This window comes from Vibrio sp. D3 (assembly GCF_043995865.1).
Classification (GTDB): Bacteria; Pseudomonadota; Gammaproteobacteria; order Enterobacterales; family Vibrionaceae; genus Vibrio; species Vibrio diabolicus.
Genome location: NZ_CP171886.1, coordinates 305,693 through 328,152 on the forward strand (window position 1 = coordinate 305,693; position 22,460 = coordinate 328,152).

A 22,460-nucleotide genomic window follows, 5' to 3' on the forward strand; every position below is an offset into this window, starting at 1 on the left:
TACTTGCTCCAACTCAGATTGTTTTTCAACACTACCTGCGAGTCACTTTAGGGATTATCCATGCAGTCAGATATTGAAATTTGCCGAAACACACCACTTTCTTCTATTGATGTTATTGCGGAAAAAGTAGGGTTATTACCCGAAGAATATGACACTCACGGGAAGCACAAAGCCAAAGTCCATCCAAAATGTTTGGAGCGGCTAAAAGAGAATGATAACGGTAAGCTTGTGCTTGTTACTGCGATCACTCCTACCCCACTTGGCGAAGGAAAAACCGTTACAACAGTCGGACTGGCGCAAGGTTTAGCTAAGCTTAGACAATCCGTTATCGCATGTATTAGACAACCTTCTATGGGGCCTGTATTCGGTATTAAAGGCGGTGCTGCTGGCGGTGGTTATTCCCAAGTTGCTCCAATGGAAGAACTGAACTTACACCTTACTGGTGACATCCATGCGGTGACGGCGGCGCATAATCTAGCTTCAGCCGCGCTTGATGCTCGCTTGTATCATGAACAACGCGAAGGCTATGATGCCTTTGAAGCACGTACTGGATTAAAGGCACTTAAAATCGATACGGCGAGCATTACTTGGAAACGAGTAATGGACCATAATGATCGTGCACTACGTAAAGTCAAAATTGGGTTAAATGAGCCAGGAAAAGTCATCAATGGATACGAACGCGACGAAGGGTTCGATATTTCTGCCGCGTCTGAGTTAATGGCTATCATTGCACTGGCTAAAGATTTAAAAGATTTACGTCAGCGTATTGGGAAAATTGTCGTAGCGTACGATTTGAACGGAAACCCGGTAACCACTGAGGATCTGCAAGTTGCAGGAGCAATGGCAGTGACATTAAAAGAGGCCATAGCACCGACACTGATGCAAACTCTGGAAGGTGTTCCTACGTTGATTCACGCAGGCCCGTTTGCAAACATCGCCCATGGAAATTCATCTATTATTGCCGACGATATCGCGCTAAAACTATCAAGTTACACTGTAACTGAGGCGGGGTTTGGTTCGGACATGGGATTTGAGAAAGCGTGTAACATTAAAGCTGCCGCCGCCAGCAAGGCGCCAGATTGTGTAGTGATAGTAGCGACATTACGCGGCCTCAAAGCAAATTCTGGACACTATGATTTACGACCAGGTATGGCCATTCCAGATTCCATTTTTAATCCAGACCAAGCAGCATTGGAAGCGGGATTTGAAAACTTAAAATGGCACATTAATAACGTTCATAAATATGGCATTCCAGCTGTTGTCGCTATTAACCAGTTCCCGCAAGATTGTGAGAAAGAGCTTAAAATACTTAAAGAGCTGGTTCAGCAATTTAATCCGGAAGTTAAAGTCGCTATCAGCACCGCTTTTGCGCAAGGCGGGCAAGGCACAACTCAGTTAGCTCAACATGTTATTGACGCTTGTACCCAGCCTACAGAGTTTCGTCCTTTATACAATAAAGAACAATCGTTACACGAAAAACTTATGGCTGTGTGTGAAGCTGGCTATGGTGCCGCCAATATAGAAATGAGTTCCCTTGCTACTGAACAGCTCAACCATTTTGAAAATCTAGGTTTTAACAACTTAGCGGTTTGCATAGCGAAAACCCCACTATCGATAACAACAGATTCCGCTGTCAAAGGCGCGCCGACAGGTTTTACAGTCCCTATCCGCGAGTTACGTCTGTGTGCTGGCGCTGGGTTTGTGTATGCGTTATCAGGCACGGTGATGACGATGCCAGGTTTGCCTGATAAACCTGCATTTATGAATTTAGACCTTGATGATGAAGGAAATATCGTCGGTCTCTCTTAGTGTAACGTCAACGTATAGTTGACTATAAAGGAAGCACGTTTAAAGAGTGAGTGGTTTACTTCTATATCCACTCACTTTGAACAGATGAAGAGGCGTGCTTGATTATCTTTATCTTACTGTTTTATCCTCACTTTACATTGTAAATCCATACTTATTTTCTCCCCTTCCCTATAATCTTGCGCCAATTTGATGCACGGCCTACTTAGCACTTCACTAATGTGGTGCAATTACCTTGCGATGAATTTTTAACCCCTTTGATTTTTAAAGAGATATTCTATGGCTCGAATCTTGTACTAAAGTTTGCAGTAGTAAACACATCAGCACATGCACTTTCAAAACCTCTGCGCTGTACACCACTTCCTCCTGGTTAGCACCGTTTTGATGCATGCAATAAAGGGAAAGGGAACAATATGGAAGACGCACTCGCCGTAATTTTAGCTGGAGGGATGGGGTCTAGACTCAGCCCACTCACCGATGACAGAACCAAGCCGGCAGTACCTTTTGGCGGAAAGTATAGAATTATAGATTTCACACTAACCAACTGTTTACACTCAGGTTTACGTAAAATCCTTGTTTTGACCCAATACAAATCTCATTCACTTCAAAAACACTTGCGAGATGGTTGGTCAATATTCAATCCAGAGCTTGGCGAGTACATTACTGCGGTTCCACCTCAAATGCGCAAAGGTGGTGCATGGTATGAAGGAACCGCTGATGCGATTTATCACAACATGTGGTTACTATCGCGCAATGACGCGAAGTATGTGGTTGTGTTATCCGGCGATCATATCTATCGAATGGACTACGCCGCAATGCTTGAAGAGCATAAAGAGAAAGGTGCTAAGCTCACCGTTGCCTGTATGGATGTTCCCGTAGAGGATGCTTCAGCATTCGGCGTAATGGGCACCGCAGAAAACGGGCTAGTTACTTCATTTATAGAAAAACCAGAATGCCCACCTACCCTTCCAGGAAGCAAAACCAGAAGCCTCGTTTCCATGGGGATCTATATCTTTGATATGGATGTTTTAAAAGAAGCACTCGAAGACGACTCAAAACTCGATTCATCAAGTCATGACTTCGGAAAAGACATTATACCTAAGCTGATTGATACGGAATCCGTTTATGCTTATCAATTTTGTGGCAGTAAAGGGCGCGTTGATAAGGATTGCTACTGGCGCGACGTGGGTACCATTGATTCCTTTTATGAAGCGAATATGGATCTGCTAGAGCCAGTACCACCAATGAACCTATATCAATCCAATTGGGCGATTCGTACTTACGAGCCGCAGTTTCCACCAGCTCGTACCGTATCGTCAGCCACGGGCAATGAAGGTATTTTTATTAACTCCATCATTGCTACCGGTGTCATCAATTCTGGAGGCTCAGTACAGCATTCCATTATTTCCTCTAACGTACGCATTCAAGACAGTGCCACGGTAGTCGATTCCATCATTTTTGATGACGTAGAGGTCGGTGAAGGAAGTCAGTTGGTCAACTGCATAGTTGATAAACATGTTCGTATTCCGCCACATACTCAAATTGGCATCAACAAACTAGAAGATGCGAAGCGATTTAAAATCTCAGACAAAGGTATTGTCGTCATACCCGAAAGTTATCAATTCGATTAAACGACAAACCATCGCAACAAAAAAGCGCACGATGATGATCGTGCGCTTTTGTTTAAGAGCCTATTAACGATAGGCTATAACAGTTAATCAAAAACGATTAGATGTTACATACCGTTGACCAACTACCATCTGTGCCCGGCTCAGCCGCTGTCCACCAATTCGCTTGGTAAACCACACCGTTGTGGATGATCTTATCACCTTGGTTTGCGTGGCTTGGGTTACCAGCCCAATCCGTTTGTGGTAAAGCTGGGTATGTCACTAAACCTGTCGTATCACACGTACCTGGTTCAGTAGTACCACCATCACCCGAGCCTGCATTTAGGTCGCCAATTGGCAGTTCTGGCTGTTCAAACTTGAACGCAAACTCTTTACCACCAGAAATCACTGAGTAGTTAGCCGGACCAGAGATTGGTAGGTAGTAAACCATATCAAGCTCGTAAGTACCGCCCGCTGGTAAATCTTTCCAAGCAGGTAGAGAGAACGATACGCGGTGCATTACGCCATCTAAGCCACCGATGTTGTTTGCTCGAGTATGTCCAGAAGCAATGACTTTCAAACCGCCACCAGATTGATCTTTCGCGTTATCAGGAGCTGATACTGGGATATCAAACTGGAATTCAGTACCACCAGGGATCGCTTGACCAGTGTTGTTCGTAAACGTGATCTTCGGATTAATTGGGTAGTTTTGGTCGCCAACCTTAAAGCCGCCAACGCTGACTGCAATGTCTACCGCTTCTGTTGGTGTCGGACCCGTCGCGACTTTATTACCGTACGGTGTTGCAGACTTAAACTTGTCGTAGATAGCTTTGGTCATAGTGTTACCCATGTGGTACTCACCATTACCAGCCGCACAAGCTTGTTCAGTTGCATCTACTGCCGTACGATTACCATTTGCATCCAGTACGTAACAGTTGTAGTCACCTGCCAGTTCCCAGAACATAATACCGCCGATTTCTTTATCGATAACGTAATCAGCTTTCACTTCGATAGAAGCTTTATCTTCCGTAGATAGGAACACGCTCTTCTCTGCGTTCCACAACCAAGGCGCTACAGCAACGCTATCGTAATGACGAGTATATGTACCAACAAACTTATCCGAAGGATCGTTAACTGGATCAAGACCGTAAGCGGCTGCGTAAGAGCCCCAGATACCATTTTCTAGGTTCTTCGCATGCCACATTGGGTTAGAGCCAGCGCCCATTTCGTTGCCTTTAGGGTCTGTATCGTGCCACATGTTGTCGATACCAATAGCACCGTGACCACAGTTGTTCTTCTCACCTTCACCGGTACCTGGTTGACACTCAGCTTGGTTTGGCAGTGCTGCTCGGCCCCACAGACCATTTTCACCACCAGTAACACCTTGCCAACCACGGGTGTAGTAAGGAACACCGATGTTGATACGACCTGCTGGCATAGAACCACGGAAATAGTGGTAAGCCCAGTCTGTGTTCAAGTAACCGATACCACCGTATGCAGCCGTGCCGTATACGTTCCACTGCGCTAGCTCCGAGTCTTTACCTGTATCGAATAATGCTGCGTTGTGACCAACGTGATCATTCCAAGCCCCATGCAAGTCGTAAGACATGATGTTTACGTAGTCTAGGTACTTAGTTACATCGAAGGTTTCCATACCACGCAGTAGGTAACCTGAAGATGGTGCTGCGATAGTCAGCATATAATGAATGCCATCTTGCGCGGATGCCGCGTCAAGTTTCTCACGCAATACTTTCATCAGCTCTTGGTAAGACGCCCATAGATACTGACGACGTGGTTCCATGAAGTCTTTGTCGTAAGGGTTACCAGCACCAGCCATTGATGTTGGGTATTCATAGTCAATATCCAGACCGTCGAACTTGTACTGACGCATCATTTCAACGGCTGAAGTTGCGAACTTCTCGATGCCTGCATGGTTAATAGAACCATCTGCATTCGTCGTCATGGTGTAGAAACCACCGTCAGCCACACGATCGCCATTCGTATCGAAGTGACCGCCCGTTTCAGCCCAACCACCGATAGAGATTAGCGTTTTAACATCATGTTTTTGCTTGTAAGTCGCTAGCGCACCAAAGTGACCTTTAAAGCCAAGAGCAGGATCTACCTCAACGCCAGGCCAAGTTTTACCCGTAGCAGGGTTGTTAGGGTCATTAACGTCACCAACGTTTACTTTACCATCAGAACCAATGCTCACAAACGCGTAGTTAATGTGAGTAAGTTGCTCCCAAGGAATATCTTTAACAAGGTAAGTAGATTGAGGGTCCTCACCTGCGCGCCAGCTAGTAAAGTAACCAATCACACGACGTGGGTGATCGGCGCCCATTTTCTCGCGACCTTCTTCGTCATAAATAGAACAGTAAGGAACGTCTACACCCGTTGTTTGATACAAGCCATCAGGGCGACAGTTAGATGTCACCGCGCCACCGTTTACCGTTAACGTCGCGAGTGCAGAATCTGCTGTTGCTCCAGCATCATCGGTTGCTCTCGCATAAACACTTAGCGAACCAGCTTGTGAAGGCGTTACATCAAGCGTGTATGGCGCAGTTGTTGCGGTGCCAGCAAGGACGCCCGCCACATAGAAATCAACTTTAGCAACGGTGCCATCCGCATCTGCGGCATTCGCAGTCAGTGTGACGAAGCCACCCAAGTCAATAGAAGTCGCAGAAAGTGCAACATCCACTGTCGGCGCTTCGTTACCAGGTTGTGCCGGTGCCACAGTTAACGTCACAGCGCTTGCTGTGCTTACCGCACCTGTATCGTCATACGCCTTAGTAGAGAATTCGTGCTGGCCTTCAGTCGCTGTCCATGACGCAGCATAAGGCGCAGACGTTGCCTGACCAACTAATACGCCATCAACAAAGAATTCTACTTTGCTAACAGTACCATCGGTATCAGCTGCATCTGCAGCTAGGTTAACAACATCCCCTGCAGTCACAGAAGCCGACGCAGAAGGCGATGTTAGAGTAACAGTCGGGACTTCATTCTGAGGTGGATCAACCGGTCCAGTGCCATCACATGCGCCAAGTGTTTCCCACTCGCCCCACTCACCAGATTGCGCTGGGTTACTGTTTTGCGTCCAGTAACGTGCTTTGTAAGCATTACCTTCATGTTGAACTTGGTCACCACCGTTATAAACTTTTGATGATTGCCAAGTTTCTAGAGGGGCACAGTCAACCGCTGCGTAGCTATTGAAGGCCATAAGACAAGAAGCGGTGAGAGTGCTTAGTGTGAACACGCTTTTCACTGCGTTGCCGTTTTTAAGGTGCATAATCGCTCTTCCTTAAGTTATTGTTAAAACAATACTAAATGCGCTAAACAAAGCGCACTTATACTTTTATTTCGACGTAAAATAACTTAAGTACAAGTTGGTGATTTCACACTATCTATTTACGAGTTTTCCACACCGCCTCGCAACAATCCACTAAATGCTTGCAACAACGTACCTATTATTTGGCACCAGTAACTAATTTTATAAATCAAATAAATATGTCACTCGCAAATTAATAAAAAAGGCAAAAAAAGTCGTTATTTTGAAATAAAGATCACTAAGCCTTTGTTGACCTTGGCGTTTCATTAAAATGTCGCTTGTACTCACGACTAAACTGTGATGGGCTCGTGTACCCGACCAGTCTCGCGGCATCGTTGACACGTCGCCCCTCCAACTGGATCAACTCGCGCGCTTTATTAAGTCGAACTTTCTTAATGTATTGCAACGGAGATTCAAGCGTGACATTGCGAAATGCTTGATGGAAAGCAGACACACTCATGTTGGCTTCTTCAGCCAATGTTTGTACGCTCAACTGTTCATGATACGCTTGATGAACACGATTCAATGCTTTGGCCACTCTAGCGTAAGAGCCTTCTTGGTGTGCTAAGTCAAATAAAACATACCCTTCTTTGCTTACCAAAGTGCGATAAACAATTTCCTCAAGAAGTAGATCACCGAGCATGACAACATCTAGCTCATTACACAACGCGCTCATTAGTCGCTTGCATGCATCCAGCATACCTTCGCTCATGCGTACCGATTTAAGGCCGCAACGGGTAGCGTCCAGACACTTATTACTGAATTTCTCAGCCTCAAGTTTTTTAACGAGCTTATGAAGAAGCGTTGGCGAAATATCTATCGAGATGCCAAGTAAAGGCTCATTGTTTGTCGCAAACGCTTCGCACTCCAGGGGCATGGGAACTCCTACGACAAGGTAATCATCGGGCCCATATTGGACAGGTGTATCACCGATATGAATGTTCTTATGTCCTTGACCTAAAACAATAATGCCAGACTGATAGACAAACGGTTGGCGATGATTTCCTTTGCTACTGCGATAAAACCATACGCCATCTATTGCGGTTTTCTTCATACCTTCTAAGTCATGCAGTCCCTGCTTTTCAACATATTGCTGCATGATATCTGCGAGAGTGTGCATTAGAGCGCTCCATCAATGACCAACGAGTTTGGTCTCTATTATCATTTCGAGCACTATACTTCCTCTCGACTTTAACTTTCTAGCTCAAAAGCATCAATTTTGTAGAAATAGGCAAAATATTTGCAGAAATCGACCTGTTAACGAACGTTAATCAGGACTAATATGCACGTATTCAATCTCCTTTACTGGAAGCAAGAGGGCTAATAATGAACTTTTCTTATGTAAACCCAACCAAGATTTTCTTTGGTCAAAAACAAATCGCTGCAATCAAAGAAGCTATCCCATCCGACCAAAAAGTTTTAGTGGTATACGGCGGTGGCTCAATTAAAAAAAATGGCGTGTACGACCAAGTCTCAGAAGCACTAGAGGGACATGAATGGCTAGAGTTTTCTGGTGTTGAACCCAACCCAACTAAAGAAACACTCGATAAAGCGGTCGCAATGGTAAAAGAACATGGTGTTGACTTTATTCTTGCTGTAGGTGGTGGTTCAGTCATTGATGGCTCGAAATACGTAGCAGCAGCATCTAAGTATGATGGTGATGGCTGGGATATCATGATTGGTAAACACCAAGTCACTGAAGCGACGCCTCTAGCTGCAATTTTGACACTGCCAGCAACAGGCTCAGAGTCAAACATGGGCGCAGTTATCACTAAAAAAGAAACTCAAGACAAACTTCCGTTCATGTCTCCAGCAGTACAGCCTAAATTTGCTGTGTTAGACCCGGATGTAATGAAAACACTTCCAGAACGCCAGCTTATCAACGGCATTGTTGACGCATGGGTGCACGTATGTGAGCAATACTTGACGCTTCCTACCGGCGCAATGGTTCAAGATGGCTATGCAGAAACACTGCTGAAAACCTTAAAAACACTCGGAGAACAGTTTGCCGAGCGAGACGACGATATGTGGCGCGCAAACTTAATGTGGTCTGCTAACCAAGCATTGAACGGGTTAATTGGTAGTGGCGTTCCACAAGACTGGGCGACACATATGATCGGCCATGAATTAACGGCTCTATGGGGCGTCGATCATGCACGTTCTCTTGCAATCGTCCAACCATCGCTACTTCGCAACCAAATGCAATTTAAACGTCCTAAGCTAGAGCAAATGGGTCGCAACGTATTTGGACTTGAAGCTGGAGACGATCTTGCTGAACGTACCATCGAAGCGATCGAAGCGTTTTATCATCAACTTGATGTCGCAACTAAGCTAGAAAACTATGGTGAAAGTCGTGAACAAGCGATCGGTGCCATCATCGAACAACTCAACAAACACGGAATGACCGTTCTCGGTGAAAACCAAGCGATTACTCTTGAACGTAGTCGTGAAATTTTAGAACTCGCTGTTGCCTAACAGCAAAAACAGTTCACTGCCCTTCTAGGGTTTAACGGTATTGTGACTTAACGGTCACAATACCGTTTTTTTATGCTATTTTGTAAGCTTCATCACGTTCAAGTTCGGGAACTCCTCAAAATAACGATTAATCCCTACAAACTCATTGATCGTGTAGGTCAGTAAAGAGACAACTGTCCAGCTTTACACAAACAAAAATAAAATTGAATTCAAAGGTCTAACTTACTAATTTAATGGACCTTTTATTTGTTGTAGTTATCCACTACATTAGCTTGTCTGTTCGAGAATCCATTTTATGTGGCTAGTTGTTGTCGTATTAGCATTCATACATATCATCAGTATCCGTAAAGGCTCTAAATGGCTCTTTTACGTTTCTAAACCATTACCAGTGCTCTGTATGCTTGGTATTTTAATTCAGTCCCCGGCTTACCCAATGCCATATGCGCATTGGATTTTGATTGGCTTATCGCTCTCGTTGCTTGGTGACGTGTTATTAATGCTCCCTAGAGACAAGTTCATTACAGGATTAGTGCTCTTTTGCTCTGCCCATCTCTCCTATAGTTATGGTTTTGCCATCATGTCAGCGTGGCATTTTACACCTTGGCTCCCAATTGCCTTGTTCGGACTCGGTATATGCGTCTACTGGTTGTTCCGACCGGATCTCGGTAAAGAAAAACGGCCAGTTGCTAGTTATATATTGGTACTGATGACTATGTGCTGGGCCTCGATCGAGTATTATTTGAGTGGGAAAACACAATCCTCCTCTTTTGCAGTGCTCGGAAGCTTTATCTTTATTATCTCTGGCATCGTATTGGCTTTCGAACGCTTTGGAGGACGGTCAATATTTTCACGACAAGTTGTCATGGTGACCTACTATTCTGCACAGACACTAATGGTTATGTCTGTTGTTGCGATTGTTGTTCGTTATCCGTATCTCGTTGAACTGAGTTAGTCATACTCTAGACTGCACCAACATTAAAGAAACATGGATGTATCTTGTAAGCGATCTGAATAGAGTCTTAAAATCATCGCCTAAACATTAGCTTATTCTTAATGAAATTACGCGCACAACTTGCTATTGTAAAAGGATATTTTTCCGTTATAGCGTGCCCCTTTGAAAGAGAATACTCCCGTCGTTGAGTTTAGCGACGTAAATAAGTGGTATGGCGATTACCACGCTCTAAAAGACATCAACTTCTCCGTGCATTCTGGCGAGATCGTCGTGGTGTGTGGCCCTTCAGGTTCCGGAAAATCAACGCTCATTCGTTGCATCAATCATCTTGAATCGATTCAAGAAGGCCAGCTTCATGTGTTCGACCAGCCTTCTCACGCAAAATCTCTCAAGCCCGGTAAAATCGGCATGGTGTTCCAACACTTTCACCTTTTTCCTCATTTGACTGTACTGGAAAACCTCACCTTAGCGCCGATTCGCACACACAAATTATCAAAACAAGAAGCTGAAAAACGCGCAAGACATTACCTAAAGCGAGTCAATATTGAAGAGCAAGGGAGTAAGTATCCTATCCAGCTTTCTGGCGGTCAGCAGCAACGCGTCGCGATTGCCCGCTCCTTGTGTATGGAACCGGATTTACTCCTGTTTGACGAGCCAACTTCAGCGCTTGATCCGGAAATGATCAACGAAGTGTTGGATGTCATGGTTGAGCTGGCTCAAAGCGGAATGACGATGATTTGCGTCACGCATGAAATGGGATTTGCCAAAAAAGTAGCGAACCGCGTGGTATTTATGGATGAAGGCCAAATCGTGGAAATGAACTCTCCAGTCGCCTTATTTGAGACACCACAGCATCCACGAACCCAAGCATTTTTGAACCAAATTTTAAGTTACTGATGATAATTCGCGTAATCAAACCTGTCCTTCAAGCTTTACTGCAAATGACGCTCCTCTTCATCGCGATTGTGTGGGTGTTGGACTCTGGTGCCGACGCTATGGGCTACCAATGGCAATGGGAGCGCGTACCTGATTACATCGCTTTTTATGAAGATGGCGAATGGTGGCCGGCAGAACTTATTGATGGGCTATTGGTCACGCTTAACATCTCGGCTATTAGTCTATTTTTTACCTTAGTATTAGGGTTGGTTACCGCGTTACTAAGGCTGAGCGATTCGAAAGTCGGCAATATTATTGGTACAACTTACGTCGAAGTAATACGTAACACGCCATTGTTGGTGCAAATCTATTTACTCTACTTCGTGTTTGGCCCCGTGATTGGTTTGGACCGATTCAGCACTGCCGTTTTGGCATTATCCCTTTTCCAAGGTGCCTACACCGCGGAAATATTCCGTGCAGGCTTAAACAGTATTCCTAAAGGGCAATTCGAAGCAGCACAAACTCTCGGACTATCACCGTTTTACACCTACAAAGACGTAATTTTGCCTCAGGTTTTACAGCGCACATTACCGCCATTAACCAATGAAGTGGTTTCTTTGATCAAAAACTCTTCCATTGTAAGCGTGATGGCGATTTTTGATCTGACAACACAGGCACGCAACATCGTCTCAGAGACGGCGATGCCGTTCGAAATTTGGTTTACCGTGGCAGCAATTTATCTTGCTCTCACTCTGTCACTTTCTGGCTTGTCTGCATGGCTAGAACACAAACTCGGAGCCAGTTGGCGCAAATTATAAGGAGATAACATGAAGTTATTCAAAGCGACCATTACTGCATTATTAGGGCTAGCCATCGCTATGCCTACTCTCGCGAAAGAAGGTGTTGCCACACCCAATGTAGATCAAATCAAAGAACGAGGCACTTTGCGCGTTGGTATGTCAACATTTGTACCTTGGGCAATGCGTAACAAGCAAGGTGAGTTAATCGGTTTTGAAATCGATGTTGCCAAACGCTTAGCACAAGATTCAGGTTTGAAAGTGGAATTCGTACCGACTGCGTGGGATGGCATTATTCCCGCACTACTGGCGAAAAAGTTCGACGTGATCATCGGTGGCATGTCGGTTACGCCTGAGCGTTCCAAAAGCGTGTTGTTTACTGAGGCCTACTCGCACTCAGGCGTTCAAGTAGCAGCAAACAAAGAACTCGCCTCTGGTTTTAGCGAATTTTCGGATTTTGATTCACGACGCGTAAAAATTGCGGCTCGTCGCGGCGCATTCACCGTTCAAGTAGCCAGAGAAACCTTCCCGAAAGCGAAGATCCTGCAATTCGATGACGACGCACAAGCGTTCCAAGAGGTGCTGAATGGTAACGCACACGCGGTCATTGCTTCTAGCCCAAAACCAGAATATGAGACAGTGAAACACAGCGACAAACTATTCCTTCCATTCTCTGAGCGACTATCAAAAGGTAACGAAGCCTTTGCTGTTCGCTTGGGGGAAGAAGATAAAAAAGCCTTTTTCAATAAATGGATTGAAGCAAGAACCCAAGATGGATGGTTAAAACAGCGTTATGAATACTGGTTCTCGACATTAGATTGGCAAGATCAAGTCGCGCAAGGCCAGTAATCTAAATGGCTCGTGGTCTTCGCGAGCCTATACTTTCCAATCATCCATTTTACTTTTCCATCATCTATCGGAGTCAAATTTTTGGGCGAACAAACCACCACTCGCACAGTATCCACTAATTCCAACACAGGTTCCTTTCTATCGCGATTAAACACGCTAGATTGGTTACTGCTTGTTATCTGTGGTATTGGTGGCGTTTGGCTGTACCATCGTTCCAGCGTTGGTGTGCATTATTTGTGGCAGTGGAAAGAGGCGCTTGAATTACTTTTCACGCCAAGAGCCGATGGTGGTTTGCCCTACTTCTTCCAAGGTTTGATTTCGACGTTAAGGCTCAGTATTTGGGGCATCAGCTTCGCGTTAGTGCTTGGCACTTTGTTAGGCTTAGCACGCTTCTCTCGCTCCGTTTGGTTGCGCACACCTGCAAACACATTTATCCAGTTGGTAAGAAACATCCCACCGTTGGTTTTTGTTTTTATTTTCTACTTTTTCATTTCTAACCAGTTGATCCCGTTACTCGGTTTGGAAGATATTCTACGAAACTATAACAGCGAACCAAATGCGCTACAGAGCTTTCTTTTTGGGCCTTATAACCTTTGGGAAAATCTTGCCTCTGGCGTGTTATGCGTCGGCCTACTATCTTCTGCCTACGTTGCAGAAGTGGTGCGTGCAGGTTTACAAAGTATCGACCAAGGACAGTGGGAAGCGGCAGATTCATTGGGCTTGTCTCGGTGGGTGAAATACCGATTCGTTATCGCGCCGCAAGTGCTCAAAGTCATCACCCCAGCACTTGCAGGTCAAACCATCTCTCTAGTGAAAGACACCTCTATCGTTTCCCTGATCTCGATACAAGAAATGACGTTTGTTGGGACCGAAATGGCAAATTCATCAGGCTATATCTTTGAAATTTGGCTCATTGTCGGCCTTGCTTACTTTTTGATTTGTTTCGGGTTGTCACTTATTTTTCGCTACATTGAAGCAAAATCGGAATCCATTTCAAATTAACTCAACCGTATATGTAATTAGACACATTTGAATCTTCAAATCAGAATTGCATCCTGTTACATTGAAAAGATGCTAAATTTTCGGCGTTTTTCATGGAGTTAAAGAATCAATCGGACTACGAGCGATACATTAAGCAAGATAATCTTGGTGAATATTACGTAGTTCTCAATCAATTCACTTTTCACAGTGTTTATCAGCCGATTTTTGATAAGCACCAGCGTATTATTGGAATGGAAGCTCTACTGCGAATTCGTGGCATTGATGGTTCGTTAATTCGTCCTGATGTATTTCTGGCCAACAATGGCCTTGATCCCTACTTTCGATTGTGTGTTGAGTTTTTATCCAGAGCAATGCACATTCGAAATTTTGCACGCTGTTTCGCAGGAACGCCTATCAAACTGTTTCTCAATGTCATGCCTCAAACCCTACTCACCCTAACCAAAGACATGGGCTTTAAAGACAACGGCCTGCTTTACAAGCGCCTTTCCGACCTTGGTATGAGCCCATCAGACGTGGTGTTTGAAGTAGTCGAAGAGTCATGCGGTGATACTGATTTACTGATCAAAGCCGTACAGTTAATGAGAGCTAATGGCTTTATCTTTGCTATCGATGATTTTGGCGCTCAACATTCTGATATCGCACGTGTTCAGCAGCTCTGCCCTGACATCATAAAAATCGATCGCTCCTATCTACTTGATTACTGCGCCGGAGAAACCTTTTCCATACATAGCGCCGTTGAGCTCGCGGCTCATATGGGAGCAAAAGTGATCATAGAAGGGGTAGAAGAAGACGTGCAGCTGCAAGCGATGTATCAACTTGATTTGGATTATTACCAAGGCTTTTACTTAGGTAAGCCTTGCGCCATTCATCACTGGACCGATAGCCTAAACATTGAGACGACAGTGCATTGACACTGCCCCCTTACGATACAGTAAAACCAAAAAAGCGCCGATATATACTCGGCGCTTTTGGGTTTTGCTTGGCGATGACATGCCTAGCTAGGTATTAATTTGCTTAGAAAAAGTCAATAGAGTTACGTCCGCTCTTCGGATCACGAGTCGCTTGCGGCTTTTCAGCTTTCTTACCTTTCTTCGCCGGTTGCGACAGCGCGTTTTGTTGTGCTTTCCGCTCTTTATGCGCTGCTTTTCGGCCTGTTGACTTAGGTCCAGAGCCTTTAGCTGACTTGCTTTGGCGAGATTTCTCTTTACGTGCAGATTGCGCTTCTTTCTTCGCTTTCTTTTCCGCTTTTTGCTCTGCCGTTTCAGGTTCAGTTACTGGCGCATCGCAAACCACAACATAATATTCCTGGTTAAACTCAAAAAAGTCACCATCATACATCTTGCGGCGCTTACGTGTTTCTAGCTCACCATTCACCGCGACGTAACCTTCTTCGATGATATGCTTTGCTTCGCCGCCACCGCTGACCAAGTTCGCGATTTTAAAAAGCTTGTACAGTTCGATCGGATGCGCATCAACGTCGATGCCAATCGCTTCGATCTCAATCTCTTCGCCTTCTAAATACTCTTCGTGGTCGTAATCTTGGGTCATGTTACTTACTCTTACTATTTGATGCCCTGAAGTTTAAACGCAATGCTTAAAAATAGAAACCTCTGCCGATGCTCAATCACTGATTAGCCTTGGCATTTGAGCACCTCTTAACCCATTTAACTTGCTGCTCGTTAGCTTGTATGTCGAGGCTTGGCTCAAACGAAGCTGCAATTACGCAGTCTGAAGGTATATACTCTTCAAGTTATTGTTGAAAAGAGCGAATACTTTGTCTCAACCAAGCAGAATTACCTTTGTCACGGCTAACTTGTTTAATTTTGTCGCACCTCCTGATGCCTACTATGATTTCGAAAACATCTACTCGTTAGAGCAATGGCAAGACAAACTTGCTTGGACGCAACGTCAAGTTGAAAAACTGGAAGCTGACGTGATTGGCTTACAAGAGGTGTTCAGTATTGAGCAAACTCGCGCATTCTTTTCAACCATCGGCTACCCCTACTTTGCGACCGTTGACACCCCACATGTAAAGGATGAGTACATTTACTCAAGCCCTGTTGTGGCAATCGCATCTCGGTTTCCAATCGAAAAAGTACAAGCTGTAGAATTTGACTTAGCAACGCTTGAGCCTTTTGGAGTAAGTGTTGCTCCAGAGTTCAGTCGCAAACCTATCTATGCCCAAGTCATACATCCTGTACTCGGTCATATCGCCGTTTACGTGACGCACCTAAAATCTCAACGCCCAGCCGACTCAGAACAACCAGAAACGTCTAGCACGGTTATTGGGCGCTGGTTATCCACCCAGCAAAGAGGTTGGGAAGCAGCGATGTTAAGAGACGCGATGCAAAAAAGGTATAGAAAGGAGCCAATGCCAACGGTGTTAATGGGTGATATGAATCAACCTATCACTCTAACCAGTGTTAATAGCGCATTGGTATCCAATGCTGGTGACAGCGTCACTGAATTGCAACTCAAAGATGGATGGTCATTACAAAGTGACGCTCTGAAGGATGAACGCCCCGCTACGCATTATCATTTTTCCACTGGGAATGTGCTCGACTATATCTTGCTCTCTCAAGAGTTTGACACCTTATCAGATATATCGGTTGCCGAGGTTGTTGATTATCAGGTGTCTAACCAACATCTGATCAACCCGATTTATGACAGAGATAAAAACGCCAGCGACCACGCATTTGTGGCGCTGACGGCTGAAGTAAAGCTTTGAGTAACCTGTTTAGTGACGTTTAACAATTTTACGTGGAATCAACTCAACACCCGGTTTATAACGTTTGGCGGAAGCGTTGAGCGCTAACTCCATTGCGCTGTCCGCGATAAACTCAAATTGTTGAGGTAAAGAGTTGATTTTCACTGGCAAGAAGTCCAGCAGTCGATTATCACCAAACGTCGCTAGGCGAACTTTGCTCATGAGTTCTGGCTTTTCGAGCATCACATCCAACACACCTTCTAACAGTGTGTATGACGTTGTGACAATGGCATCTGGCAGCTCGTTCTCTGCTAGCCATCTCTCTAAGACTTTCTTACCTTCTTCTCGGGAGAAGTGCTGCCCATAACCCACTGTTGCCGTTTTGCCACCTTGTTGAGAAGCGGATCGAAAACCGAGCTCACGCTCTTTTGAAACTTGAAGATCTTGCAATGCGCCGATTAAGCCAATGGACTTTATATCCTCGGACAGTACTGACTGAGTGAGTTCAAGTGCGGCGTCAAAATCTTCGCTGATGACACAACAAAAGTGCTCATCATCCATTGGGCGGTCTAGCGCGATAACTGGCGTACCAGAATTTTGCAACTTAAGATAATACTCGTTTGCAGTGGGCATACCACTTGCCACAAACAACGCATCAATGCGACGACTGACTAACGCTTCCGCCACCTTTTGCTCTGTATCAGGATCATCATCAGAGCAGCCAATTAAAATTTGGTACCCTGCTTTACGCGAGTTTTGCTCAATCAGTTTTGCAAGACGCGCATAACTGGTGTTTTCTAAGTCTGGGATGATAAGCCCAAATGAGCGTGAATTACCTGCTCGCAAAGAAGACGCCGCATGATCTGGCTTATAATTGTATTCTTCTACAACGGCCATCACTTTCTTCTGAGTCTTCTCGCTGATGCGGTATTTCTGCGCTTTTCCGTTAATCACATAGCTTGCAGTTGTCTTAGAAACGCCTGCTAATTTGGCTATTTCATCCAGTGTCATATTCTAAACCTTATTCTGTGCGCGCGATCATATTAATACATCAGCGATCTTTCGATAAGTTGAATTATAAGCTGAACCGATTCAGTATAAAAGCTGAAAGGATTCAGCAAAACTTAAAAATTGACGTAAATCACCTGAATACACAACAAACCAATTTGTAGGCTAGGCTATAGGACAGCGCCAAAGACTCATTTGTTAACGTCAGTTTTTAAAATAGTTTTTCTGAGTCTTTTAAAAAATTTACCAATAAGCTGAATCGATTTAGCTTGAAAAATAGAATGGTTTGAGGAGTGATAAGCGCTCAGCAGAAGCAGCTTTCAACTTTTCACACAGAATACATTTTTAAATTGATACCTTAAGGCTGGAGAAGCACCATGCTTAAGCTAAATAAGAACGACATTACCCTCTCGCAATCAGCGACAGATAAGTTTGAAGCAATAAAAAGTATTGCTCATAGCCTGACTGATAAAGGTCTGGTTGAGCACGGTTATGTGGAAGGCATGCTAAACCGTGAAAACCAAAACTCAACGTTTTTGGGGAACGGTATTGCTATCCCACATGGCACGACTGACACTCGCTCAATGGTGAAAACAACGGGTGTTGCTGTGCACCACTTTCCACAAGGTGTCGACTGGGGTGATGGTAACACGGTATTCGTCGCTATCGGCATTGCAGCTAAATCTGATGAGCACCTTGGCATTCTTAAACAGCTAACGAAAGTGCTAGGCGCTGACGGCGTAGAAGAACGCCTACGTAATGCAAAAAATGAAGACGAGATTATTGCCCTGCTCCACGGTGATGTTCAGCTTGAAGCAGACTTTGACGCTTCTTTAATTCAACTTATGTTCCCTGCGAGCGATATGCTACAAATGAGTGCTGTTGCTGGTGGTCTTTTGAAAAACACGGGCTGTGCTGATAACGAGTTCGTCGCAGATCTCGTTACCAAAACACCAACTCACTTAGGTAATGGCCTTTGGTTAATTGGCAGTGACAAACATTTAACTCGCACAGGCGTGTCATTTGTCTCGACGGCAAACGACTGCGAATATGAAGGTCAAAAAGTGCGTGCACTTGTCGCGTTTGCGGCATGTAACAATGCTCACCAGCCTATCCTAAAAACGCTTTCTAATATTGTGTTTAACAATGAGCACGGCAAGCTTTTAGATGCATCAGTAGAACAGATTCTTGCTTTGTTTAAAGGTGAAGAAGTCACACCTGCATCTTCAGAAGAAGGCAATATCGCTGTATTTAAAATCAAAAACTCTCATGGTTTACATGCTCGTCCGGGTGCAATGTTAGTGGCGGAAGCGAAAAAATTTGAATCCACCATTCGCGTTGCCAACCTAGACGGTGATGGCAAAACAGTAAACGCGAAGAGCCTAATGAAAGTCATTGCGCTTGGCGTTAAGCACGGTCACCAACTTCAATTTACTGCGGAAGGCCCTGATGCACCGCAAGCCTTGGAGTCTATCGGGAATGCTATCGCTTCTGGCCTTGGTGAAGGTTAAGGAGCCGATATGACGAACAAAACAAGTAAAGTTGTCACTATTACGCTCAACCCGGCATTAGATTTAACAGGTTCAGTAAATGAGCTAAACGTTGGTTCCGTGAGCCTAGTGCAGCAAAGCAATCTCCATGCTGCAGGTAAAGGTGTCAACGTAGCAAAAGTGTTGAGCGATTTAGGCGCAGATGTCACGGTTACCGGCTTTCTTGGTAAAGATAACCCTGAGCTATTCCATCAGCTTTTCAATGACATCGGCGTCAAGAATGAGTTTGTAGAAGTACAAGGTGCCACTCGTATCAACGTCAAGCTCGTTGAGGCTAGTGGCAACGTTAGTGACATTAACTTCCCTGGTGTTCAAGTAACGGCTGACGAAATTGCTCGCTTTGAGGAGACGCTATTCCGTCTCGCAGAGACTCACGATTACTTTGTGCTTGCGGGTAGCTTACCTGGTGGCGTAACCGCCGAACAATGTGCTGCGTGGATAAAAGCACTGCATCAACAAGGCAAAAAGGTGTTGTTCGACAGCAGTAAAGCCGCATTGAAATCAGGTATTGAGGCTCACCCATGGTTGATTAAGCCTAACGATGAAGAACTTGGTGATTTTGTTGGCGAACACCTAGAAACACCAGAACAATGCCAAGCCGCCGCGCAAACACTGAGTGACAAAGGCATCGAGAACATTGTTGTGTCGATGGGCGCTGACGGTGTGATGTGGCTAAACCAAGGCAAATGGCTTCGTGCACAACCCCCTCGAATGAATGTAGTAAGCACCGTTGGCGCTGGCGATACGCTAGTTGCTGGCTTGTGTTGGGGTCACATGCAACTGATGCCGAAAAACGATTTATTGCGCTTCGCTACAGCACTTTCTGCCTTGGCAGTTAGTCAAGTCGGCGTAGGGCTAACCAGTCAGGAAGAACTGGAGAACATCAAGCAGCAAACTGAAGTTAGCGAGCTTTACCCTATTACAAACTTAGAACAAAACTAAGGAACAGAAGGTTATCGTATGAATATTGCCATTATTACTGCCTGTCCGAGCGGTGTTGCAAATAGCATCCTTGCGGCAGGGTTACTAGAACAAGCAGCCGCAAAATTAACCTGGAATGCAAAAATCGAATGTCAATCAAGTGTGGTTGAACCTACACTGCTGACGGAAACTGACGTTGAAAAAGCAGAAGTCATTATCATTGCGGCAAATACTAGCGTGGATACTTCTCGTTTCGTAGGGAAAAAGGTTTACCAAGCGGAAATCAGCGAAGTAGCAAAAGACGCAACTGCGTTTCTCCAGCAAGCGGTTGAAAACGCCACTTTACTTGAAAAAGCAACCACACTTGCAGCCCCTATCACTCCAGAAGCAACATCAGCAGCGAAGAAAATTGTCGCAATCACCGCTTGTCCTACTGGCGTTGCGCATACCTTTATGGCAGCAGAAGCGCTAGAAGAAGAAGGCAAACGCCGTGGCCATCAAATCAAGGTGGAAACTCGTGGTTCAGTTGGTGCGAAAAACCAACTGACAGATCAAGACATCGCAGACGCTGATCTAGTGATCATTGCTGCAGATATCGAAGTGCCACTTGATCGCTTCAACGGCAAAAAGATGTACCGCACGAAAACAGGCCCAGCTCTGAAGAAAACAGCCGAAGAGATGGACAAAGCATTCGAGCAAGCCACGATTTACCAACATTCAGGTTCTGCAAATTCTGCTTCGGCAGCAGACGAGAAGAAAGGCGCTTACAAACACTTGATGACAGGGGTATCGCACATGCTGCCTGTGGTTGTCGCTGGTGGTTTGATCATCGCCCTATCGTTCGTGTTTGGCATTGAAGCATTTAAAGAAGAAGGCACGCTAGCTGCAGCATTGATGAACATTGGTGGTGGCTCTGCATTCGCATTGATGATTCCTGTTCTTGCGGGTTACATCGCGTTCTCAATTGCTGACCGTCCGGGTCTGGCTCCTGGTCTTGTTGGCGGTATGCTAGCAAGTTCAACGGGTGCTGGTTTCCTAGGAGGTATCGCAGCTGGCTTCATTGCCGGTTATGCAGCGAAGCTCCTTGCGGACAAAGTAAAACTCCCACAATCGATGGAAGCGCTTAAACCAATTCTGATCATTCCATTTGTGGCAACACTGTTCACCGGCCTTGTGATGATCTACATCGTAGGTGGCCCAGTTTCAGGCATCATGAACGGCCTGACTGACTTCCTAAACAACATGGGATCTGACAGTGCAGTTCTGCTAGGTATTATCCTTGGTGCGATGATGTGTTTCGACCTAGGTGGCCCAGTAAACAAAGCCGCTTACGCATTTGGCGTCGGTCTATTGGCTTCGCAAACTTACGCGCCAATGGCAGCAATCATGGCAGCTGGTATGGTTCCTGCGCTAGGTATGGGTTTAGCGACCTTCATTGCGAAGAACAAATTTGAACAAAATGAACGTGAGGCTGGTAAAGCATCATTTGTATTGGGCCTGTGTTTCATCTCTGAAGGCGCAATTCCATTTGCCGCCAAAGATCCAATGCGTGTGATTCCATCTTGTATGGCAGGTGGCGCGCTTACTGGTGCCCTATCCATGCTGTTCGGTGCAAAATTAATGGCACCACACGGCGGTCTGTTCGTACTGTTAATCCCTAACGCCATTTCACCAGTGTTAATGTACTTAGTGGCTATCGCAGCTGGTACAGCAGTAACTGGCTTTACTTACGCTTTCTTAAAAAGCAAAGCAGAAGCCAAACAAGAAGTCGCGGCATAAACAGAATTACTCCGCTTAACAATGCCACCCTCGAATTTGGCATTCAGCACCTCCCTTTAATTCCGGTTAAGGGAGGTGTTTTTTATTCCGCAGCCGGAACGGCAACAATGTCTACTTCCCCACTATTCATATCCACCGTCGCTTTATAAGTACTATGCGGATCACCGTAATGTTTAAAGGTGAAGTGGTATACATTGGCTGGCGTCCACAAAGTTTTCGAATCAGCGGGCATAATGTCATAGCCATCTTGCTGATAAAGCTCTGTCGCCATTACATTCGCAATTGCCGCCTGCTGGTTTGAGTCACGATCCACCTTTGGCTCCAAAGAAGGGTTACTCGGGTAAGATTCACCGTTGTAACTCATGAGTCGATATGAGCCATTACTCCAAACGATGAAATCTTGCCAGCCATTGCTGTAACTATCGGCAAGTACAATAGGCGTGCGAGTGACAGACATTCGATTGATAACGTTCCCCTCATTATCAAACATATAAGCTGCACAACCACCGCTGCCACAGAAATAACGGTCTTGTAGCAATACAATGTGTTCTGCATTGCCATCGCTGTTTAAGTCGGCGCTACCCGATATATAACGTAGATCGTCTTGTTCGAGTGAAAGCCCTTCAGGCGCTAAAACCTTGTTATCAATCCAGTTGGAGATGACTTCAGTGCTAACGCTGTTGATTTTAGGAACGGCTTGCTTAGCCTCTTCTGTAGTCATACTGTCTGTCGTAGTACAGCCGACCAAGGTGAAAGAACCGACGAAGAAGAGTCCGTGTAATACGCGCTTGTTCATGTTATCTCGC

Annotated in this window: 18 protein-coding genes; 13 read left to right on the top strand and 5 right to left on the bottom strand. The window is 45.2% G+C overall.

Annotated elements, in window-relative coordinates; all coding sequences use genetic code 11:
• Positions 1-60: 60 nt before the first annotated feature.
• Both ACHFJ9_RS01355 and glgC read left to right on the top strand, forming a co-directional pair.
• Positions 61-1,809: a formate--tetrahydrofolate ligase gene (locus tag ACHFJ9_RS01355; protein ID WP_253651136.1), complete on the top strand. Its 1,749-nt coding sequence runs from the start codon at positions 61-63 to the stop codon at positions 1,807-1,809.
• 410 nt (positions 1,810-2,219) lie between these two features.
• Positions 2,220-3,437: a glucose-1-phosphate adenylyltransferase gene (gene glgC, locus ACHFJ9_RS01360; RefSeq protein WP_006742254.1), complete on the top strand. Its 1,218-nt coding sequence runs from the start codon at positions 2,220-2,222 to the stop codon at positions 3,435-3,437.
• 97 nt (positions 3,438-3,534) lie between these two features.
• Here glgC and ACHFJ9_RS01365 read toward each other — a convergent pair whose 3' ends face one another.
• Both ACHFJ9_RS01365 and ACHFJ9_RS01370 read right to left on the bottom strand, forming a co-directional pair.
• Positions 3,535-6,699, bottom strand: coding sequence for a chitinase C-terminal domain-containing protein (locus ACHFJ9_RS01365; RefSeq protein ID WP_395354872.1), 3,165 nt, complete (start codon positions 6,697-6,699; stop codon positions 3,535-3,537).
• A 277-nt stretch (positions 6,700-6,976) separates the two neighbouring features.
• Entirely contained in the window at positions 6,977-7,858 is an 882-nt protein-coding gene (locus ACHFJ9_RS01370; protein ID WP_053808441.1) for an AraC family transcriptional regulator, read from the bottom strand.
• A gap of 206 nt (positions 7,859-8,064) precedes the next feature.
• Between ACHFJ9_RS01370 and ACHFJ9_RS01375 the strand changes: the two genes are divergently transcribed.
• The 7 genes from ACHFJ9_RS01375 (at position 8,065) to ACHFJ9_RS01405 (ending at position 14,600) form a co-directional block, all read left to right on the top strand.
• Positions 8,065-9,213 carry an iron-containing alcohol dehydrogenase gene (locus ACHFJ9_RS01375; protein ID WP_395354875.1) on the top strand — a complete coding sequence of 383 codons (1,149 nt, stop codon included), beginning with the start codon at positions 8,065-8,067 and terminating at the stop codon, positions 9,211-9,213.
• 295 nt (positions 9,214-9,508) lie between these two features.
• On the top strand, positions 9,509-10,165 hold the full coding sequence (locus tag ACHFJ9_RS01380) for a lysoplasmalogenase (protein WP_005376394.1): 657 nt from the start codon (positions 9,509-9,511) through the stop codon (positions 10,163-10,165).
• Between the two features lie 162 nt (positions 10,166-10,327).
• Positions 10,328-11,062: an amino acid ABC transporter ATP-binding protein gene (locus ACHFJ9_RS01385; protein ID WP_395354877.1), complete on the top strand. Its 735-nt coding sequence runs from the start codon at positions 10,328-10,330 to the stop codon at positions 11,060-11,062.
• Entirely contained in the window at positions 11,062-11,859 is a 798-nt protein-coding gene (locus ACHFJ9_RS01390; RefSeq protein WP_395354879.1) for an amino acid ABC transporter permease, read from the top strand. The genes ACHFJ9_RS01385 and ACHFJ9_RS01390 overlap by 1 nt, the downstream gene beginning before the upstream one ends.
• 9 nt (positions 11,860-11,868) lie before the next feature.
• A complete protein-coding gene (locus ACHFJ9_RS01395; protein WP_395354881.1) occupies positions 11,869-12,687 on the top strand; it encodes a transporter substrate-binding domain-containing protein in 819 nt (272 codons plus the stop codon).
• Positions 12,688-12,768: 81 nt separating this feature from the next.
• Positions 12,769-13,689, top strand: coding sequence for an amino acid ABC transporter permease (locus tag ACHFJ9_RS01400; RefSeq protein ID WP_395354883.1), 921 nt, complete (start codon positions 12,769-12,771; stop codon positions 13,687-13,689).
• A 92-nt stretch (positions 13,690-13,781) separates the two neighbouring features.
• Positions 13,782-14,600 (top strand): EAL domain-containing protein, encoded by an 819-nt coding sequence (locus ACHFJ9_RS01405; protein WP_005397994.1) that lies wholly within the window; start codon positions 13,782-13,784, stop codon positions 14,598-14,600.
• Between the two features lie 103 nt (positions 14,601-14,703).
• Here ACHFJ9_RS01405 and ACHFJ9_RS01410 read toward each other — a convergent pair whose 3' ends face one another.
• Positions 14,704-15,237, bottom strand: coding sequence for an RNA-binding S4 domain-containing protein (locus tag ACHFJ9_RS01410; RefSeq protein WP_281190285.1), 534 nt, complete (start codon positions 15,235-15,237; stop codon positions 14,704-14,706).
• A 226-nt stretch (positions 15,238-15,463) separates the two neighbouring features.
• On the opposite strand from ACHFJ9_RS01410, the gene ACHFJ9_RS01415 reads away from it, so the two are divergent.
• Positions 15,464-16,417 carry an endonuclease/exonuclease/phosphatase family protein gene (locus ACHFJ9_RS01415; RefSeq protein ID WP_395354886.1) on the top strand — a complete coding sequence of 318 codons (954 nt, stop codon included), beginning with the start codon at positions 15,464-15,466 and terminating at the stop codon, positions 16,415-16,417.
• A gap of 9 nt (positions 16,418-16,426) precedes the next feature.
• Here the strand turns inward: ACHFJ9_RS01415 and cra are convergent, their stop codons facing one another.
• A complete protein-coding gene (cra, locus tag ACHFJ9_RS01420; RefSeq protein WP_395354888.1) occupies positions 16,427-17,407 on the bottom strand; it encodes a catabolite repressor/activator in 981 nt (326 codons plus the stop codon).
• A 374-nt stretch (positions 17,408-17,781) separates the two neighbouring features.
• Here cra and fruB point away from each other — a divergent pair, with 374 nt between their 5' ends.
• From fruB to fruA, 3 genes are read left to right on the top strand one after another with little or no spacing between them, the layout of a single operon-like run.
• Positions 17,782-18,915 carry a fused PTS fructose transporter subunit IIA/HPr protein gene (gene fruB / locus ACHFJ9_RS01425; RefSeq protein WP_395354890.1) on the top strand — a complete coding sequence of 378 codons (1,134 nt, stop codon included), beginning with the start codon at positions 17,782-17,784 and terminating at the stop codon, positions 18,913-18,915.
• Between the two features lie 9 nt (positions 18,916-18,924).
• Positions 18,925-19,896, top strand: a complete 972-nt coding sequence (gene pfkB / locus ACHFJ9_RS01430) for a 1-phosphofructokinase (protein ID WP_104972548.1) — start codon at positions 18,925-18,927, stop codon at positions 19,894-19,896.
• Positions 19,897-19,914: 18 nt separating this feature from the next.
• A complete protein-coding gene (gene fruA, locus ACHFJ9_RS01435) occupies positions 19,915-21,654 on the top strand; it encodes a PTS fructose transporter subunit IIBC (RefSeq protein ID WP_005397982.1) in 1,740 nt (579 codons plus the stop codon).
• An 82-nt stretch (positions 21,655-21,736) separates the two neighbouring features.
• Here the strand turns inward: fruA and ACHFJ9_RS01440 are convergent, their stop codons facing one another.
• Positions 21,737-22,450 carry a hypothetical protein gene (locus ACHFJ9_RS01440; RefSeq protein WP_225461510.1) on the bottom strand — a complete coding sequence of 238 codons (714 nt, stop codon included), beginning with the start codon at positions 22,448-22,450 and terminating at the stop codon, positions 21,737-21,739.
• Between the last annotated feature and the right edge of the window lie 10 nt (positions 22,451-22,460).

What these genes read in the sequence shown, in the direction of transcription:
- ACHFJ9_RS01355 (WP_253651136.1), top strand. Translation starts at nt 61, where the DNA reads ATGCAGTCAGATATTGAAATTTGCCGAAACACACCACTTTCTTCTATT.
- glgC (WP_006742254.1), top strand. Translation starts at nt 2,220, where the DNA reads ATGGAAGACGCACTCGCCGTAATTTTAGCTGGAGGGATGGGGTCTAGA.
- ACHFJ9_RS01365 (WP_395354872.1), bottom strand. Translation starts at nt 6,699, where the DNA reads ATGCACCTTAAAAACGGCAACGCAGTGAAAAGCGTGTTCACACTAAGC.
- ACHFJ9_RS01370 (WP_053808441.1), bottom strand. Translation starts at nt 7,858, where the DNA reads ATGCACACTCTCGCAGATATCATGCAGCAATATGTTGAAAAGCAGGGA.
- ACHFJ9_RS01375 (WP_395354875.1), top strand. Translation starts at nt 8,065, where the DNA reads ATGAACTTTTCTTATGTAAACCCAACCAAGATTTTCTTTGGTCAAAAA.
- ACHFJ9_RS01380 (WP_005376394.1), top strand. Translation starts at nt 9,509, where the DNA reads ATGTGGCTAGTTGTTGTCGTATTAGCATTCATACATATCATCAGTATC.
- ACHFJ9_RS01390 (WP_395354879.1), top strand. Translation starts at nt 11,062, where the DNA reads ATGATAATTCGCGTAATCAAACCTGTCCTTCAAGCTTTACTGCAAATG.
- ACHFJ9_RS01395 (WP_395354881.1), top strand. Translation starts at nt 11,869, where the DNA reads ATGAAGTTATTCAAAGCGACCATTACTGCATTATTAGGGCTAGCCATC.
- ACHFJ9_RS01405 (WP_005397994.1), top strand. Translation starts at nt 13,782, where the DNA reads ATGGAGTTAAAGAATCAATCGGACTACGAGCGATACATTAAGCAAGAT.
- ACHFJ9_RS01410 (WP_281190285.1), bottom strand. Translation starts at nt 15,237, where the DNA reads ATGACCCAAGATTACGACCACGAAGAGTATTTAGAAGGCGAAGAGATT.
- cra (WP_395354888.1), bottom strand. Translation starts at nt 17,407, where the DNA reads ATGACACTGGATGAAATAGCCAAATTAGCAGGCGTTTCTAAGACAACT.
- fruB (WP_395354890.1), top strand. Translation starts at nt 17,782, where the DNA reads ATGCTTAAGCTAAATAAGAACGACATTACCCTCTCGCAATCAGCGACA.
- pfkB (WP_104972548.1), top strand. Translation starts at nt 18,925, where the DNA reads ATGACGAACAAAACAAGTAAAGTTGTCACTATTACGCTCAACCCGGCA.
- fruA (WP_005397982.1), top strand. Translation starts at nt 19,915, where the DNA reads ATGAATATTGCCATTATTACTGCCTGTCCGAGCGGTGTTGCAAATAGC.
- ACHFJ9_RS01440 (WP_225461510.1), bottom strand. Translation starts at nt 22,450, where the DNA reads ATGAACAAGCGCGTATTACACGGACTCTTCTTCGTCGGTTCTTTCACC.